The sequence below is a fragment of the Bombilactobacillus sp. ESL1094 genome (assembly GCF_058107425.1).
This window is the reverse complement of the sequence record NZ_JBYLUM010000001.1, coordinates 1,360,323-1,377,238: the sequence shown is the minus strand read 5'-3', so window position 1 is coordinate 1,377,238 and position 16,916 is coordinate 1,360,323. Positions and strand designations below refer to the sequence as shown.

Genomic DNA, 16,916 nt, shown 5'->3' with positions numbered 1-16,916 from the left:
GAAGTTAAGACAACCTAATTGTTATATACATCAGTTATAACTGCATCAAATAACTCGGTTAAAGTTGAAAAAGTTAGGGCTGATTCATCATTATCTTGATCTTGGTAATTCAAAATTCCTTCATATATACTGATTAAGCTTTCAATGGATATCATATTTTTACCAAGTTCATAATTACTAATTGTTTTTGAAGACAAGTTAACCACTTCTGAAAATTGTTCAATGCTCATATTCCCCATACTTTTTCTTATTTTTCTCAAATTATCTCCTACAGAGAATAAGTAACTGTTTTTTAATCAGTATTAAAATAAGCATATCAAAAATAAACAGAGTAATTTAGAACTAAATGATTATCAAAATAATTTATTAATGAGCCCTTTAGCTAGTTACTAACTTAATATGGCAATTTGAATAAAAAATTAAGCAACCATATGATTTTTCAGTATAATTAAAATCAAGGATTAAAGTATTAATTTATATTGATTGGAATTAAGAAAATGAGATCATGCAAAATATTTTTATAATATATGTAATGATTTTTTAGGAGATAAAAATGAATAATAAATATGAGCCTATAGTATTTTATACAAATTACAATATTGAAAGTGTTGAAAAATTAAAAGAAAAAGTTGTTGATACAAATTTAGACAGCAAAGCCCAGGAACTATTACTTGAATATCCAACTGTATATATTATCAATTCTTCAAATTCAAATAAAAAGGATAATTTTTCAGCGTATGTTGGAGAGACAAACGACATAATAAGAAGAACACTTGAACACTTAATAGTTGATCCAAGAAATAGAGACGATTTTGCAGAAATCAAGAAATCTAAAGATGCTGGCATGTACGTAATAGGAGAAAAACATTTTAATAAATCACTAACTTTAGACATTGAAAACAAATTAATGCAATATTTGAGTAGTGTACCTGCAATTAAAAAATTAAATAATAGACGTTTTAATGAGCAAAACAAATACTACGATTCAACGCAATTCGATATTATTTTTAATAACATTTGGAATGAATTGAATCGTAAAAATCCAAATTTATTTCCCCGAAAAAGAGAACTTGAAAATAAAGCTATTTTTAAATCCTCACCATTTAATAAACTAAATTATGAGCAATTAAAAGCAAAAAACGAAATTATTAATTCAGCAAAAGCTTCCTTATTAGAAAGTATTTATCATCCAATTGATAAAGAAGGTTTTGGTAAATTGATTCTAGTTGAAGGAATGGCAGGATCAGGAAAAACTGTTTTGGTAAGTAACATTTTTTATGATTTGGTAAATGAAAGTAAAATTATGAATGAATATAATTCAAAGAATAACTTAAAAATTTCTATGATTGTAAACCAATCTGAACAGTTAAAAGTTTATAAAGAAATTGCTAAAAAGTTTTTTGATAAAAACAACAGTATGAGGGTATTTAAACCAAGTCAATTTATAAATAAAGTAGATACAGACAACAAGGAAGATATAGTTATTGTTGATGAAGCACACTTATTGTTAACTCAACAGAGTCAGTCATACCACCATCACGGAACAAAAATGATTGAAGACATTCTAAGAAGATCAAAAATTGTAATTGCGGTATATGACCCCAAACAAATATTATCTATAGCTTCAGTAGTAGAACCTAATTATATAGAAGAATTAGTCGATAAAACACATGGGAAAACCATTTGTTTGCATAATCAAATGAGAATAGATGCCAATAAACAAACCATCCAATGGATAAATAATATGATAGATTGTGGAGTTATAGGTAAAATACCACAAGACAATAAATATGAAATAAAAGTATTTGATACTCCACAAGAAATGCAAAATCAAATAGTACAAAAAAATGAAGACAAAAATATGGGAATCAGCAGAATGATTGCAACATTCGACTGGAAATACTCTGGTGGCAAGGAAAAATTACCAAGTGATCAAAAATACTGGGAAGTACGTATTAACAATTGGTCAATGCCATGGAATTATGAAATAAAAAGGAGAGATAATTACGAAGTCAAACATCATCAAGATATAAAATACAGTGATTTATCTTGGGCAGAAAAAGACTATACTATCAATGAAATTGGATCAACTTATACTATTCAAGGATTCGATTTAAATTATGCAGGTGTGATTTTAGGCCCATCTGTAAAATATCGTAACGGAAGAATAATTCATGATCCTAATGGAAGTCATAACCCAAAAGCCATAAATAAACGTGATTCCAGTAAAAGTTACGCCAAAGAATTATTAAATAATGAATTTAACGTGTTAATGACCAGAGGTGTACACGGATTGTATATATATGCAGTTGATGATCAACTGCGCAACAAACTAAAAAATTCTCAACAGAATAAATGATAAGTAATAAAAATATTTGATTTTTAAGAAAGTGATATTCAAGATAAAAAAAGACAATCAAAAAAATTCAAGATTGTTTTTTTTTAAGAAAAACTTAATTTACAAACTAAAATCAATATTAACTCTATTTTTTAACGCACAAAATAACTCTTATTTTTCTTCATCAAAACACCAACTTCTATTTTTATTAATATTAATTTTTTTATCCATAATCTTTAAAGGATCAACTTTTAATTTTTCACACATATAAAATGAATATATTAAAACATCTGCTATTTCTAATTTTAGATCATCTTTATCCTTTTCACTTAAATCGTCATCATTATTTTTCCACAAAAATACTTTATTAACTTCAGAAGCTTCAATCTCTAAAGCCCTTGATAAATTAATCAATGAATGAAATCTCTGCCAACTTTTATCATCACGAAATTTTATTAATTCATTAATTATATTTTCCACGTTTTCTTCCATTATTAATTTACCTTCTTAATCAATTCTTTTCATAAATATCATTTTATCACTACTTTTTTAACATAAAGATTAGTTAATCATCTTTAGATATATATAATTTTAACGTATGGTGCCAGTTAATTTTTCAAACATAACCTTTCAATTCATTAATCTCTTCCCCTAAAAATTAATTTATAACAACACACTCATGTAAGAAGCTATCAGATTAAACAGCTAATTTCAATCAGTATTTAGTAAATTCTAATCGTAAGTTTTACAATTAAGTTATCCTCTTATAAGCAAGCTTCTTAAAAAATAAAATTACACCAAGATAAAAATCCGGTATCATTAGTTAAAAATTATCCATTACTTGGCTAGTTTGATCATGATCCCAATAAATCTTTTATCTCTATGGTTATGGTCAATGTCACCAAGTTCCTAAAAGCTGATCAACTGATAGAAAAAATTTTAACTATCCCTCAATGGGCAGATGATTTAAGTCGAAATTTAGATCTGGATCTTTCAAAAACACTTTTAGATGCTATTACTCATAAAAGTGAGCAATTCTTGTACGGCTAAGGTAATGAATAAAAATTAACTTCGTCACTACCAGTTGCTTTTTAAAAGCTAATAATTGAGAAATAAAAAGATTGCAACTAAATATAAGAGCAGTTGATAATTTTTTGTAATACTGTAAGTACACCACTAATAAAATACTTGTCAAAAAAATACTGACTAAAATAAATTATGTAAAGAAATCGTTAAGAATTGATATAGCCTTTATGTCGGTTTTTGACTTGAGAGTTTAGGCGTAGCTAGACGCAATTTCTTTTTCTTGAAGTGCAATCAATAAGTTATTTTTAAAATGTAATAGCGACTTTAATCGTAGAATACTACTAATTCTTGACTAATTAGCATGGCTTTCACCTCCACAGTTTGTAATATCGAAGGGGGCGTAGCCACAACTAATTAAGCTTGTTAGCTAAACGATTTTAATTAGTCTACCTTAATTTTAGCAGTATCATTAAAAAATTTTGTCCAATTACCAGTTGCCACCTAATCCGCAACTGGTCATTTTTTATAGCTGTTACCTTTTTTTGAAATTCTCTTCCAATTTTAAAATAAAAATCGTACCTTTTTTGAAAACGATTACCAATATAATCAATAAGCATTGAATCGCTATTTTTACCCTCTTATAATACTTGTGAGGTTGTCTTAAAGCTGCAGCCTCTCTTCCATGTCGACTGGAAAGGAACTTGAAATTTTATGATCTTAGATGAGATGCAAGCGATTGTTAATTTAACAGCACAGGAACAAGTAGTCTTAGAGTATATTATCCAAAATCCTACAAAAATATTGGAATTAAACATCAACCAACTAGCCAAGGCTAGTTATACCAGTGCAGCAACCGTGGTTCGTTTATGTCAAAAGGCGGGGTTTAGTGGCTATTCTCAATTCAAGTATCATTTTGCTTCGGAACTGCCCAATATTATCAAATTACGAGAAGACTTAGATGTCAAACCACTAGATACTAGTGTATCTATCACGGACGTCTTTCAACGCGTGGAGCAAATTCATCAACGCGCCATTGAATATACCAACAGTTTATTAGACGCCCAAACTATCTTACGCGTCATTAAGCTGGTTCAACAAGCTGAACGTATTGAAATTTATGGCCAAGGTTTAAATTATGAATTAGCGCGGAGTTTTTGTTGGGAATTAGAAGAAGTTGGTTGCAATGCCAATGCCTATAATGCACCCAATCCGATGCACACTAATACGGCTCAAGCTAATCAAAAACCAATAGTCGCTTTTATTTTGACACACACGGGCAACAATGAGCAAATGTATCAAGTTGCTCAACAATTGCGCCAACAAAATTATCGCACCATAGTTGTTTGTGATAGCACACAACGCGCAATTTGCCAATTTTGTGATGAAACAATTGTCATTATGACTACCAAAGGAACACTGGATTTAAGTAACGTGGTCTACGTGGCCGCCTTACAGTATCTCTTTGATGTTCTGGTTTCTTTTAAAATGTTAGCCAATTATCAATCAGTCCAATGTATCTCACACCAAGTTGATCAGTCAAAGGAAGGAAAATAATTTTGCAAAGTAATTTTTTATGGGGTGGTGCCGTTGCTGCCAACCAATACGAAGGTGCTTGGAATGTAGCGGGCAAAGGTGTTAGTGTCACTGATGTCATGACCAAAGGCGACGTCAAGCATCCTCGTCAAATCACTGCTGGTGTCTTAGATGACGCAATCTATCCTAACCACCAAGCAATTGATTTTTACCATCATTATAAGGAAGATATTAAACTAATGGCCGAAATGGGATTTAAATGTTTTCGGCTAAGTATTGCTTGGTCACGCATTTTTCCGCAAGGCGATGAACAATATCCTAATGAAATGGGGCTAGAGTTTTACGACCACGTTTTTGACGAATGCCATAAATATGGTATTGAGCCAGTGGTTACCCTCTCGCATTTTGAAATGCCCTACCATTTAGCTAAAGAGTACGGCGGCTGGCGTAATCGTAAACTGATTCACTTTTTTGTCCACTACGCTACCACTTGTTTCAACCGTTACGCTAATAAGGTTCAATACTGGATGACCTTTAACGAAATTAATAACCTGATTGATATTGATAATCCCTTCAACGCTTGGACTGGTGCAGGCGTTTTATATCAAGCTGATGAAAATGCTGAACAAACCATGTACCAAATCAGTCATTATCAATTTGTTGCTAGTGCTTTAGCTGTTCAAGCCGCCAGAAAAATCAATCCACAGTTGCAAATCGGATGTATGCTCCACTTTGGACCCATTTACCCGCATTCTTGTCAGCCCCAAGACGTTATGGCCAGTGTCAAAGCGATGGACCGGCGCTTTTTCTTTAGTGACGTACAAGTTCGTGGTTCTTATCCTACTTACGTTACCAAATTATGGGAGCGTAAACATTTCAACTTAGATATTACAGAACAAGATTTAGCTGCAATTCAGCACGGAACTGTGGACTATATTGGTTTTAGTTATTACAAATCAACCACTGCCAAATTTAACGCCACCAAAGATTTTACCGAAGTTGCTAATCCCAATGTCCCCAAAAGTGATTGGGGCTGGGCCATTGATCCGATTGGTTTACGCTATATCTTAAATGTGGTTTATGAACGTTATCAAAAACCTTTATTCATCGTAGAAAATGGTTTTGGTGCTTATGATCAATTAGTTGACGGCCAAATTAATGATGACTATCGCATCAACTATTTACAACAGCACATCACCCAAATGCTCAAAGCCATTGAACTGGACGGTGTTGCCGTGCTCGGTTACACCCCTTGGTCTGCGATTGATTTAATTAGTGCATCGACTGGAGAAATCGAAAAACGTTACGGCTTTATTTATGTCGATGCCCAAACTTTCAAGCGCTATAAAAAGCAATCATTTTATTGGTACAAAAATATCATTGCCACCAATGGTGCTTGTCTTGGAGTTAAAAATGAGGCGCACAAATGAAAAAATTTCTCAATGAAAAGTTAGTTCCCCTTGTCGTAAAGTTTACTAATACTAAAGCTATTCAGGCTCTCAAAGATGGCATGATGTTTGTTTTACCGTTTCTAATTGTCGGCTCACTTTTTCTGTTATTAGCCAACATTCCTATTCCAGCAGTTGCCAAAGCCATCACCAACTGTGGTTTAGCTAACGTCTTCAATCAAATTTATGCTAGTTCGTTTGCCCTTATGTCTTTCTTTGCGGTAACCGGAATTACCTATGTTTATTTAAAAAATGACAAAATTGAAACCGCCTTTGCCGGCAGTTTAAGCGCCTTAGGAGCTTTTATTTTACTCATGCCTTTCAAAATTAAGGCTGCTAAAGGCGTCGTGGTTACCAATGCTATTTCCAAAGATTGGACTGCTGGTCAAGGTATGATAACTGCTATCATCGTTGGTTTAGCGGCTGGCTGGTTGTACAGCTTTTGTATCCGCAAAAATTGGCAAATAAAAATGCCAGCGGGTGTTCCACCAGCAGTTTCTAATTCATTTATTTCCCTAATTCCATCAGGTGTTGTTTTAATCGTTGCCGGTATTGTTTACGCGATCTTTAAATTTACTGCCAACATCAGTTTTACTGAAATTATTTATTCTGTTATTCAAACGCCCCTGCAAGGCGTCACCGATTCTTTTGGTGGTGTCTTAATCATGTCGATGGTCATGTCTTTACTTTGGTGGTGTGGCGTGCACGGTGGTGCAATTTGTGGCGCTATTTTGGCTCCCATTCTCCAATCTAATATGTCGGCCAACCAAGCATTACTCGATGCTGGCAAAAAGTTAACGATTGCGAATGGTGGTCACATTTTTACCCAGCAATTTTGGGATAATTATCTCTGCATGACGGGAGCCGGGATCGTCGTCGGCATGGTCATTTATATGACCTTTTTTGCCAAGTCAAGCATGCTCAAAGAATTAGGTAAATTATCTATCTTACCTAACGTCTTCAATATTGATGAGCCCGTCATCTTTGGAACACCGATTGTCTTAAATCTATATCTCATTATTCCCTTTATTGCCTTTCCAATGATTGTTGGTGCCGCCAGCTATTGGTTAATGGCATGGGGAGTCTTACCGTTGTTTTCTGGAGTGATGGTTCCTTGGACCACGCCGCCCATCATCTCAGGCTTTTTAATTGGTGGCTGGAAAACAGCTCTATGGCAATTAATTATCATTATCTTTTCAACAATTGTTTACTATCCATTTATTCGCAAAGTTGATTTGGATCTGCTCGCTAAACAAGAACAAAATTAATCTTTCAACTTGAATAGTTGATTAATTTCAAACATCAAAATTATTAACCTTCATCACTTCAAATAATTTTCTCCAGAACGATTGCATTCCCGCTTTGACACGCTTATAATGCTTACCAACTAATTGAATATGGAGTGATAACATGATCGGTTGTAGTAGTTTTACCATGGAAACTAAAGATAAGAAACACTTCTTTTCGCGCACCATGGACTTTATGATGGAGATGGCTCAAGAAGTCGTCTTCGTTCCGCAGAACAAAACGTTTGCTTCGGCTTACAGCAGTGACCAACAGGTTACTAGTAAGCATGCCTTCTTAGGTATGGGGACTTTAGAGAATCAAGCACCAATTACCTTTGATGGTGTTAATGATCAAGGCGTGATGGGTGGCACCCTTTATTTTCCTGGTTATTGTAGCTATCACGACGAAGCTGCTGCTAGTACTTGGGGCGTTTCCCCTGACAAAGTGATTTCTGTTATTTTGTCACAAGCTGCTAACTTAGCTGATATCAAACAATTATTCCAAGAACAAATTACCATTTTAAATGATGCCAATCCAACTTTGAAAGTTGTGTCACCACTGCACTATATCTTCTCCGATACGACCGGAGCTAGTTTAATCGTCGAACCTCAAGCTGACGGCGTGCATTTGATTGATAATTCAATTGGTGTCATGACTAATAGTCCTGATTACCACTGGCATGAAACTAACTTACGTAATTACTTATCTGTCACGCCTAAGCAACATGAAGATGTGAACTTCTTAGGCAAAACTCTCAAGCCATTTAGTCAAGGTTCTGGTACTTTTGGTTTACCTGGTGACTACACACCTGTCAGTCGCTTTGTCCGGACTGCTTTTATGAAGCAAAATGTCGAACAAGCTGCTGATGAAGCTGCCGGTGTCAGCCTCGCTCATCATATGTTAGAACCTGTCAGCATTCCGCGCGGAATTGTGGTAACCACTGATGATACTTTCGATTACACTTGTTACAGTGCTTACATCTGTGCAGAATCACGCAGTTACTACTACTCCACTTATGGCAATCAACGCATTAATTGCGTTCGTTTAACACCAGAATTGTTGCAAGAAACTGATTATCAGACTTTCAAAGTTCAAGATGATGAAGATATCGCTTATCTAAATTAACGTCAAACCAAATAACCTGTGGCTAAGATGGCTGCAGGTTATTTTTTTGGCTAATTTTTAATAGGACAAAATGTACATCCAAGTTAAATAACTTTTATCTTAATACTATTCTTTTCGTAAGTATAAAAGAAGTATAAAATATAAATCAGAAGTATAAAGAAAGTATAAAATTGGATGTTTTAAGCTTGAGTAATACCCAAATATCCCAAAATCCATTTGTTCCTAGTTTTGGCCGTTTACCCACAATCCTTTTAAACCAAGAAAGCATCCTACATGATTATTTGGCTGGACTAACTAGTCAAGATGGCAAATACCAAACTTCCTTGGTCTATGGTGTTCGCGGATCAGGCAAAACTGTGTTTTTACTTAATGTTGAACAAAATTTAAAGTTACTAAAAAACTGGTATTGTCTCAGGTTAACTCTCAGCCAGGATAATTTAATAATGCAATTAATTCTGGGTTTACAAAAAATTGAGGGTATTAATTGGAAACAAGTTTTGAAACATTTTTCTGCAGAATTAAATTTTAGTATGTTTGGTATTACATTTAAAAGTAACAGCTCAACGCCAGTAATTGACTATAAAGAAATTTTAGAACAAATGCTGAGTTCTCTTAAGAAAAGGAACATTTTTGTCTTAATCGAAATTGATGAAATGGAAGTTAGTTCCGATGTTCGCGCATTTGCTTCCATGTACCAAATGCTGATTGGCGAAGAATATAACTTAGCTTTATTAATGACCGGACTACCTAATCGCTTATCCGAATTACAAAATGATCAAGTCCTAACTTTTTTATTGAGAAGTAATCGCATTTACCTCAGCCAATTAGCGCAAGATGACGTGATCAATAAATACCAGACGACTTTTCAACAGGGAAATAAATTAATTGACCCACTAGACTTAGAATTGCTAGCAAAAAGTGCTGGCGGATATCCTTACGCGTTTCAAACAGTTGGTTATTATGCTTGGCGCTTCAGTAAAGACGTTATTAACCAAACAGTAATTGAACAAACTATCTCTGCAACTAAACAAGACCTCTACCGTAATTCTTATGAAAAGCTCTACACTGAATTGTCTCCCACTGATCAAAAATTTTTACAAGCTATGGCTAGTTATACACAAAAAATTGTACCGATTAGCTTTGTTCAAACCACATTGGGCAAGCCCAAGAATTACCTCTCTGTTTATCGTGCGCGATTAAAAGATTCGCAATTAATCACAATCCCTGAGCGCGGCAAGGTCACTTTTTTATTACCTTATTTTAAAGATTTTATTCGCAGTTATAATAATAGTCGTTTGCTTTAACACCTTAAGGTTAATTACAATAGCAAATCACGTTTAAATTGACCGTCTCAAATCAATAAATCTCTTTCAAAGACATTTCGATTGAAGAAAATTATTTTGAAGGAGTTTTTTAGTTCTGACCATAACTAGTCATTAATTGATAGTCTTCAAAACACTTGAAACTAACGAAGTAAAGGTTTACCATAATTGTGGTAAAAGTAATATATTAATATTTCAAGGAGGACATTATGCAAAAAACTGAGACTGTATTAGCATTAAAAACTGCAAAAATTGTTGCCGTAGTTCGAGGTGATTCCAAAGATGAAGCTTATAAGACCGCGGAAGCCTGTATTGATGGTGGTGTCAAAGCAATTGAATTAACCTTTACAGCTCCTGCAGCTGATCAAATTATTGCTGAATTAAATAAAAAGTATTCTCTTGATAAGGATGTCATTATTGGCGCAGGAACTGTTTTAGATGCTATTACAGCTCGGATTGCTATCATGTCAGGTGCCAGATTTATAGTTAGTCCTGCCTTTGACAAAGAAACCGCTCTATTATGTAACGAATATCAAATCCCCTACATGCCGGGCTGTATGACAATTACCGAAATTCAAACTGCCATGCGTTATGGTGCCGAAGTCGTTAAAGTCTTTCCCGGAAGTACTGTTAGCTGGGATTTTGTCAAAGCCGTTAAAGCTCCCTTACCTTATGTCAATATCATGCCTACCGGTGGTGTCAACTTAGACAACATGAGTAGTTGGTTTAAAGCAGGCGCCGTGATAGTTGGAACTGGTAGTGATTTAACTGGTGCTGCTCGTCAACAAGATTTTGCTTCCGTAAAAAAGCGGGCTGAAGCTTATCATCAAGAAATCTTGCGTATTCAAGGAGAATGTGATTAACAATGCAAAAGATAGTCACCTTTGGCGAAATAATGCTCAGGCTCAAACCGGCTGAAAACCAAAGAATTATTCAAACTGATCAATTTTCTGGATTATATGGTGGAGCTGAAGCCAATGTTGCTACATCTTTAGCTCTTTTAGGTGATCACTCACAATTTGTTACCAAAGTTCCGAATAATGCCCTCGGGCAGGCAGCCTTGGGAACCTTACGCCGCTATGGTGTAGACACGACTAATATTATGGTAGGTGGCCCGCGTTTAGGAATATATTTCTTTGAAAAAGGTGCCAGTATTCGCAATACTAGTGTTGTTTATGATCGTAAAAATAGTTCTTTTGCCACTTCTCAGGCTAACGAATATCATTGGCCAGATATTTTAAAAGATGCTGACTACTTTTATTTTTCTGGTATCACAGCAGCAGTTTCGTCAGAAATATACCAAACTTTACTTGTTGCTTTAGATTTTTGTCAAAAAAATCACATTACCGTCATTTGCGATTTGAATTATCGCGCTAAGATGTGGAGTAAAGAAGCTGCGCAAACAGCGATGAATCAATTAATGCCTTATGTAAACATTTGTTTAGCTAATGATGAAGACTTTGAGGCCGCTCTAGGCATTAAGGCTTTTGATGGTAATATGGCTCATGGTATTGATCAAAAAGCTGATTTTATTCACGGTATGCAGCAAATTATGAAAAAATATCCTAACTGTCAAACTGTGGCTAGCATTTTAAGAAACGTTCATTCTGTCGAAGATTCTCAATGGATGGCTCTTTTAGTCAATCAAAATGGGGTGTTAGAGACTCCTAGTTATCACATGCATGTCTGGGAAGGCGTGGCTAGTGGCGATGCGTTTGCCGCTGGTTTAATTCATGGGTTGATACATGATTTTAATACTCAAAAATTATTAAACTATGCACTCGCTGCTAGTGTTTTAAAACTCACTATTAGTGGCGACTTAAACTTAGTCACAGATTCGGAAATCATGTCCGTTATGAACAAACAAGATGGCATGCGGGTCGTTAGATAATTTGGGAATAGCAACTTCACTCACTTAAATAAAATTGTTATCAATTAGTAAGAACGATTCATTCACTAACTAGATCAGTAAATTGATCCAGTTAGTTTTTTCTTTTCTTCAATGTTACCTCTACTAACGTCAGTTCAAATGCCAATCTATTGCACTAAAAAAGACGTTCGTATTCAATACGAACGTCTTCATTTTGTCCAAACATTTTGATACTTGAAGTCAAGCTTTATCGTTTCAACAGCAAAGTTTTAATTTCATAAGGCTTAAAGCTTAACTTAACCGTATCATCAGCAGCCATTGAAAGTGAAGCTTCCTTTTCTTCCATTAAGTTAGTTTCGCTAATTGAACTGACTTTAAAGTGTGGCATTAAAGAAATTTGCTCCGAACCACCAGCGTACTCGTGTAGTCGAACAATTACATCATCACTATCTTCAGCTTTCTTCACAGCATCAACAAACACAGTATTTGAATTAGAAATATTAATTAAAGAATCCTTATTCAAATCGGTGCCCTGGAAAACAGTTAATGGATCGTTTAATAGCCAAGCTTCTTTTTCGACATTGCCATCTACAAAACTTCCTCGATGTGGCAATAAACTATATGTGAAATCATGTGCCCCAATATCTGCTGTTTTATCTGGGCTAACACTTCCAGTTAACAGTGAAATGCTCATCTTATTGTCAAAAATATCATAACCATACTTGCTTTCATTCATTAAGGCAATACCATAGCCGTATTCCGACAAATCAGCCCATTGATGACCAACAGTTTCAAACTTTGCCATATTCCAACTATTATTCCAATTAGTTGGCCGCTTAACATTACCGTACTGAATCTGATAAGTGGCTTCCGTCGATCTAACATTGGTATAAAATGATGCTTTTAAAATTCTTTGCCGTTCATGCCAATCAACATGCGCCTTAAAATCAATCCGCTGTTGATTATTGTAAACAATCATATCTTGTTTCAAACTAGATTGATTAAAGTGATAATAAAATCTTACAATCGTACATAATTGTCCTTGGGAAATAATTTCTATTTTGTTAGCTTTTAATTCCTGCTTTTTTTCTTTATATGAAATATCCAAATTCCAAGCATCATACTCGCGCGGTCGATCTTCAAAAATTTCTAAAACATTTCCTAATTCATGGGGAGCCAAAACTTGGCGATTATTTTGAATGTCAAATATTTCTAATAATTGACCATCAGCATTCCATGCGATTTGATAAAATTTATTTTTCAAGACATTATCTTTAACTTGAGCTTCATCATACTGCTGAACGGAAGTTTCCTTTGACTGATTAACAAATTTAATTTTTTGACTACTAAACGGACTGATATTTGGTGTCGCCACCAAATAACTGTCACCAACTCTTTGACTAACTAATTGCTGACCTGATTCATCGTAAAACAAACCGCTATTAGGTTCAGAAATTGTGACAAGATCGTTCATACTCCAAGCTGTAGAGTTAAAAATAGAATATTCATTTGGATGAGTTTGATATTTACCAGAAATATCCTTCAATAACAATGACAAGTTATCATAAATTTGTTGATAATCTTTTTGACTATCTTCATAAACCGAATGGATTGCTGATCCTGGAATAATATCATGAAATTGATTCTTTAGAAGTAATTTCCAAGACTGTTCAAGAATTTCAGATGGATATTGCCAACTATCATTATTCAACATCATAATAACTTCTAATAATTCTAATTTACGCAAGAGAATTTCTATTTTACGGTTATTTTTTTTATTAGCTGCATGGCCAGTATATGTTGCCCGATGATATTCAAAATATAATTCTCCATCCCAAGTATGAACATATTGACCATTTTGTAGCGCATTATCAATATTATGGTGCAATTCTTTAAAATATTTGCCAGTGGCATTAGTTGTAATTTTCGGTAAACCTGGCAATTGATTCATGGCCCGAATATTTTCTATCATATCCCGGGTTGTACCACCACCGCCATCACCATAGCCGTAAGCCAACAACAACGAAGAATTAACATCTTTATCTTGGTAACTCTTATAAATTCCCTTAACCGTTTCAGGAGTCATCGTTCCATTATAAGTGTAATAAAATGGACCTTTACTATCATTAGGATCCGGAGTAGTAATGAAATGCGTTAAAATCTTAGTTCCATCTAACCCCTTCCACAAAAAGGTGTCGTGGGGCATCCGATTAAATTCGTTCCAACTCAATTTAGTTGTCATGAAAGTCGTAATCCCGGATTTTTTTAAGATTTGTGGCAAAGCCCAAGAATAACCAAAAACATCTGGCAGCCAGAGAGTATGTGATGTTTTACCGAATTCTTTCTTAAAAAATCTAGTTCCATAGAGAATTTGACGAACTAAAGACTCTCCCGAAGAAATATTACAATCGGCTTCCACCCACATTGCACCCTCAGGTTCCCAACGTCCTTCTGCAACTTTTGACTTAATCTGAGCATATAACTGAGGATAATCCTGTTTAATATAATCATATAGTTGTGGCGTTGATGCTAAGAATGTATATTCTGGATATTTGTCCATTAATTTAAGCACTGTACTGAAAGAACGAGCACCTTTTTCTTTAGTATTTTTAACACGCCACAACCAAGCTAAATCAATATGCGTGTGTCCAATGCCGTTGACCGTATAATTTTCTTTATCTTCTTTTTGAGATTGTAATTGCTGTTCTAATGTTTCTTGAGCTTGATAGCAGCTATTATAAAATTCATCAGAACCTGGATTGGACCAATCTAGCTTTTTTAAGGAAAAGTCCAAAGAATTCAACAATTTTTGTCTGCGGGGATCATCATCATTTAATAGTTGAACAGTCTCTATACCATTTTTAGCTAAGAAATACAGATTATCTACTTGCTTATCCAAAGAAACTAAATCGGCCATTTTAAAAATGTGCAACATTGGATCTAAAGAATCGCCTTTTCTCCCTGGCAAGCCCGTCCATAACTTTAAAGCTAACTGAATCACAGTACCCTTATATTGTTGATCTAAAAAAATTTCTTTATGATGAGCGTCAATTCCTTGATACATCTCACCGTTGATATAAAGTTGTGCTTCAATGCCAGTATGCTTTAAATTTCCCAACAAGCCTAAATCAAATAACAAAACCTGGTCATCAGAACTATTTGGAATTTCTACTTGAGACTTAATCCAAAAATATTGATCAATTCCACTCCAAATATGGCCTAAAACAATTTCCTTCCAATTTTGATTGTCATCAGGGATCTCATTTCCTACTTGAGGAGAAGCATTCAAACATTTCCAACCAGAAATATGCTTTCTATTTTTATAGCGATATTCTCCCAAATCATCAGCAATTTTTTGTATTTTTTCAACAGTAAAAATCATAATTATCTCCTCAACAATTGCCCAAAAGCCAATTAAAAATTATCTTTTCTTCCATGCATTTTCATAGGAAACACCAGTCAAATCTTTAACAGTTTTTTTGGTTAATTCTGTAGCATCATCCTTGGAACCGCCATTACGCAAACGTTCAATTTCGTCCGTAATGATCTTATGGGTATCTTTATTTAAATGAAACGTCCAAGAAATAATTAACGCAATTAACAATAACCCACCAGCACCAAACAAAAGAATATTAGCAATCGTATTTTGTGCTTGCATAGTTTGGTGTAAGTTGTTCTTAACAAAGCCGTTGTGATCTAAAATCATTCCTACGACCACTGTTGACAATGCAACAGTTGATTTTCTAGCAAAATTCATTAGTGAAGCAAAAGCGCCTGAGTGACTTTCAGTTGTAACCATTTCATCTAAATCCGGAACAAATGGGAAAACATTCCACGGTGTAAACTCCAATGTAGCCCGTGCTGCCTGATAAATAAAGGACATTATATAGATGACAATTACCATCACTCCTACAATTTTAATATTAGATTTGAACAAGAAGTAATAGCCTCCAAGCATCACTATCATAGTAATATAAGAAAAGCTATAAAGTACTCGTGGACCATACTTAATCATAACCGGTCCCGCAATTAATGGAATTAAAACACCAACGATCGAAAGCGATAACAAATTAGCAGATAATGTTGCTGTAGCACCTAAACAGAAAACAACAAAGTACGTAAAGACTGTATTGTAAACATCTTTACCTGTGAATGAAAATAGATAGATACATAAGTGTTGCCGAAAAGCTTTGATTCTTAAGGCATCAACATAACCACCAAAGGTTTCCTTAAGCATTTTCTTAATGCTATTACCTTCATTAGTATTATCAGAATTAAGCTTAGCAGCCTTGGCTTCCGCTTCCACTTCACTAACTGGTTTTTCCCAAGTAGAAAAGCTTGAAATAAACATTCCAATCACAAAAATAATTGCAAAAATTAAACCATTAATAAAGAAGGGACTTGGAGAATCTTGACCCAAAATCTTGAATAATTGTCCCGGAATAAATGTAGCCAAAAAAGTTCCACCAGCAGAAATGAACATTCTTGTAGATGACAATTTAGTTCTTTCATTGTAATCTTTAGTCATTTCTGTAGGTAAAGTTTCCCATGGTATTAACAAAAAACTAGATAATAAATCATAAGCACAGTAAATACACATGTAATACCAAAAGTTCATTTTAGGAATCCAAATGATGGCAAAAATAAATAGAAATGGTGCACCAAAGATTAACCAAAAATGACGACGACCATATTTTTTACCCAACTTAGTTTTATAAAAATTATCGGTCAAAGCACCAGCGAATAAACTTAAGATGGCATCGAGCACCCGAGCAGTGGCCATGATTATACCACCTTGCGTCGCAGTTAACCCACAAAAAGTGGTAAAGAAATACAGTAACCACGCGCCCATGATGGTCATTCCACCACCACCGACAAAATCATTAATTCCAAACCCTAAAGATGTCCACATATTAATCTTTCGTGGAGTGTAAATTCTTTTTGAAATTTTCTCAGAAAGTTTCATA

The 16,916-nt window shown here is 34.4% G+C and carries 12 protein-coding genes; 8 read left to right on the top strand and 4 right to left on the bottom strand.

The features are described 5' to 3' along the window. Positions 1–14 precede the first annotated feature (14 nt). On the bottom strand, positions 15–260 hold the full coding sequence (locus tag AC3B5S_RS06480; protein ID WP_489790231.1) for a helix-turn-helix domain-containing protein: 246 nt from the start codon (positions 258–260) through the stop codon (positions 15–17). Between the two features lie 293 nt (positions 261–553). On the opposite strand from AC3B5S_RS06480, the gene AC3B5S_RS06475 reads away from it, so the two are divergent. Next, complete coding sequence (locus AC3B5S_RS06475; protein WP_489790230.1) at positions 554–2,359, top strand: DUF2075 domain-containing protein; 1,806 nt, start codon at positions 554–556, stop codon at positions 2,357–2,359. A gap of 150 nt (positions 2,360–2,509) precedes the next feature. Here AC3B5S_RS06475 and AC3B5S_RS06470 read toward each other — a convergent pair whose 3' ends face one another. Further along, positions 2,510–2,830, bottom strand: coding sequence for a MazG-like family protein (locus AC3B5S_RS06470; protein ID WP_489790229.1), 321 nt, complete (start codon positions 2,828–2,830; stop codon positions 2,510–2,512). 1,245 nt (positions 2,831–4,075) lie between these two features. Between AC3B5S_RS06470 and AC3B5S_RS06465 the strand changes: the two genes are divergently transcribed. From AC3B5S_RS06465 to AC3B5S_RS06435, 7 genes are all read left to right on the top strand, one after another. After that, on the top strand, positions 4,076–4,918 hold the full coding sequence (locus AC3B5S_RS06465) for a MurR/RpiR family transcriptional regulator (RefSeq protein WP_489775205.1): 843 nt from the start codon (positions 4,076–4,078) through the stop codon (positions 4,916–4,918). Beyond that, positions 4,918–6,327, top strand: coding sequence for a 6-phospho-beta-glucosidase (locus tag AC3B5S_RS06460; protein WP_489790418.1), 1,410 nt, complete (start codon positions 4,918–4,920; stop codon positions 6,325–6,327). Before AC3B5S_RS06465 ends, AC3B5S_RS06460 begins: the two co-directional genes overlap by 1 nt. Then, the gene (locus AC3B5S_RS06455; RefSeq protein WP_489790228.1) at positions 6,324–7,613 is read left to right on the top strand and encodes a PTS sugar transporter subunit IIC; all 1,290 of its coding nucleotides are present in this window, start codon (positions 6,324–6,326) and stop codon (positions 7,611–7,613) included. Before AC3B5S_RS06460 ends, AC3B5S_RS06455 begins: the two co-directional genes overlap by 4 nt. A 142-nt stretch (positions 7,614–7,755) precedes the next feature. Then, positions 7,756–8,757, top strand: a complete 1,002-nt coding sequence (locus tag AC3B5S_RS06450; protein WP_489790227.1) for a choloylglycine hydrolase family protein — start codon at positions 7,756–7,758, stop codon at positions 8,755–8,757. 443 nt (positions 8,758–9,200) lie between these two features. Beyond that, on the top strand, positions 9,201–10,061 hold the full coding sequence (locus tag AC3B5S_RS06445) for a DUF8462 domain-containing protein (RefSeq protein WP_489790226.1): 861 nt from the start codon (positions 9,201–9,203) through the stop codon (positions 10,059–10,061). Between the two features lie 227 nt (positions 10,062–10,288). Further along, complete coding sequence (locus AC3B5S_RS06440) at positions 10,289–10,942, top strand: bifunctional 4-hydroxy-2-oxoglutarate aldolase/2-dehydro-3-deoxy-phosphogluconate aldolase (RefSeq protein WP_489790225.1); 654 nt, start codon at positions 10,289–10,291, stop codon at positions 10,940–10,942. 2 nt (positions 10,943–10,944) lie between these two features. Then, positions 10,945–11,970: a sugar kinase gene (locus AC3B5S_RS06435; RefSeq protein ID WP_489790224.1), complete on the top strand. Its 1,026-nt coding sequence runs from the start codon at positions 10,945–10,947 to the stop codon at positions 11,968–11,970. A gap of 226 nt (positions 11,971–12,196) precedes the next feature. Here AC3B5S_RS06435 and AC3B5S_RS06430 read toward each other — a convergent pair whose 3' ends face one another. Next, complete coding sequence (locus AC3B5S_RS06430) at positions 12,197–15,331, bottom strand: alpha-mannosidase (RefSeq protein WP_489790223.1); 3,135 nt, start codon at positions 15,329–15,331, stop codon at positions 12,197–12,199. Between the two features lie 39 nt (positions 15,332–15,370). Next, positions 15,371–16,861, bottom strand: a complete 1,491-nt coding sequence (locus tag AC3B5S_RS06425) for an MFS transporter (protein ID WP_489758231.1) — start codon at positions 16,859–16,861, stop codon at positions 15,371–15,373. Positions 16,862–16,916 lie beyond the last annotated feature (55 nt).

Bases quoted from the DNA above. Each gene is read 5' to 3' on its own strand.
- AC3B5S_RS06475 (WP_489790230.1), top strand. From the start codon at position 554: ATGAATAATAAATATGAGCCTATAGTATTTTATACAAATTACAATATT.
- AC3B5S_RS06470 (WP_489790229.1), bottom strand. From the start codon at position 2,830: ATGGAAGAAAACGTGGAAAATATAATTAATGAATTAATAAAATTTCGT.
- AC3B5S_RS06465 (WP_489775205.1), top strand. From the start codon at position 4,076: ATGATCTTAGATGAGATGCAAGCGATTGTTAATTTAACAGCACAGGAA.
- AC3B5S_RS06455 (WP_489790228.1), top strand. From the start codon at position 6,324: ATGAAAAAATTTCTCAATGAAAAGTTAGTTCCCCTTGTCGTAAAGTTT.
- AC3B5S_RS06450 (WP_489790227.1), top strand. From the start codon at position 7,756: ATGATCGGTTGTAGTAGTTTTACCATGGAAACTAAAGATAAGAAACAC.
- AC3B5S_RS06445 (WP_489790226.1), top strand. From the start codon at position 9,201: ATGCAATTAATTCTGGGTTTACAAAAAATTGAGGGTATTAATTGGAAA.
- AC3B5S_RS06440 (WP_489790225.1), top strand. From the start codon at position 10,289: ATGCAAAAAACTGAGACTGTATTAGCATTAAAAACTGCAAAAATTGTT.
- AC3B5S_RS06435 (WP_489790224.1), top strand. From the start codon at position 10,945: ATGCAAAAGATAGTCACCTTTGGCGAAATAATGCTCAGGCTCAAACCG.
- AC3B5S_RS06430 (WP_489790223.1), bottom strand. From the start codon at position 15,331: ATGATTTTTACTGTTGAAAAAATACAAAAAATTGCTGATGATTTGGGA.
- AC3B5S_RS06425 (WP_489758231.1), bottom strand. From the start codon at position 16,861: ATGTGGACATCTTTAGGGTTTGGAATTAATGATTTTGTCGGTGGTGGT.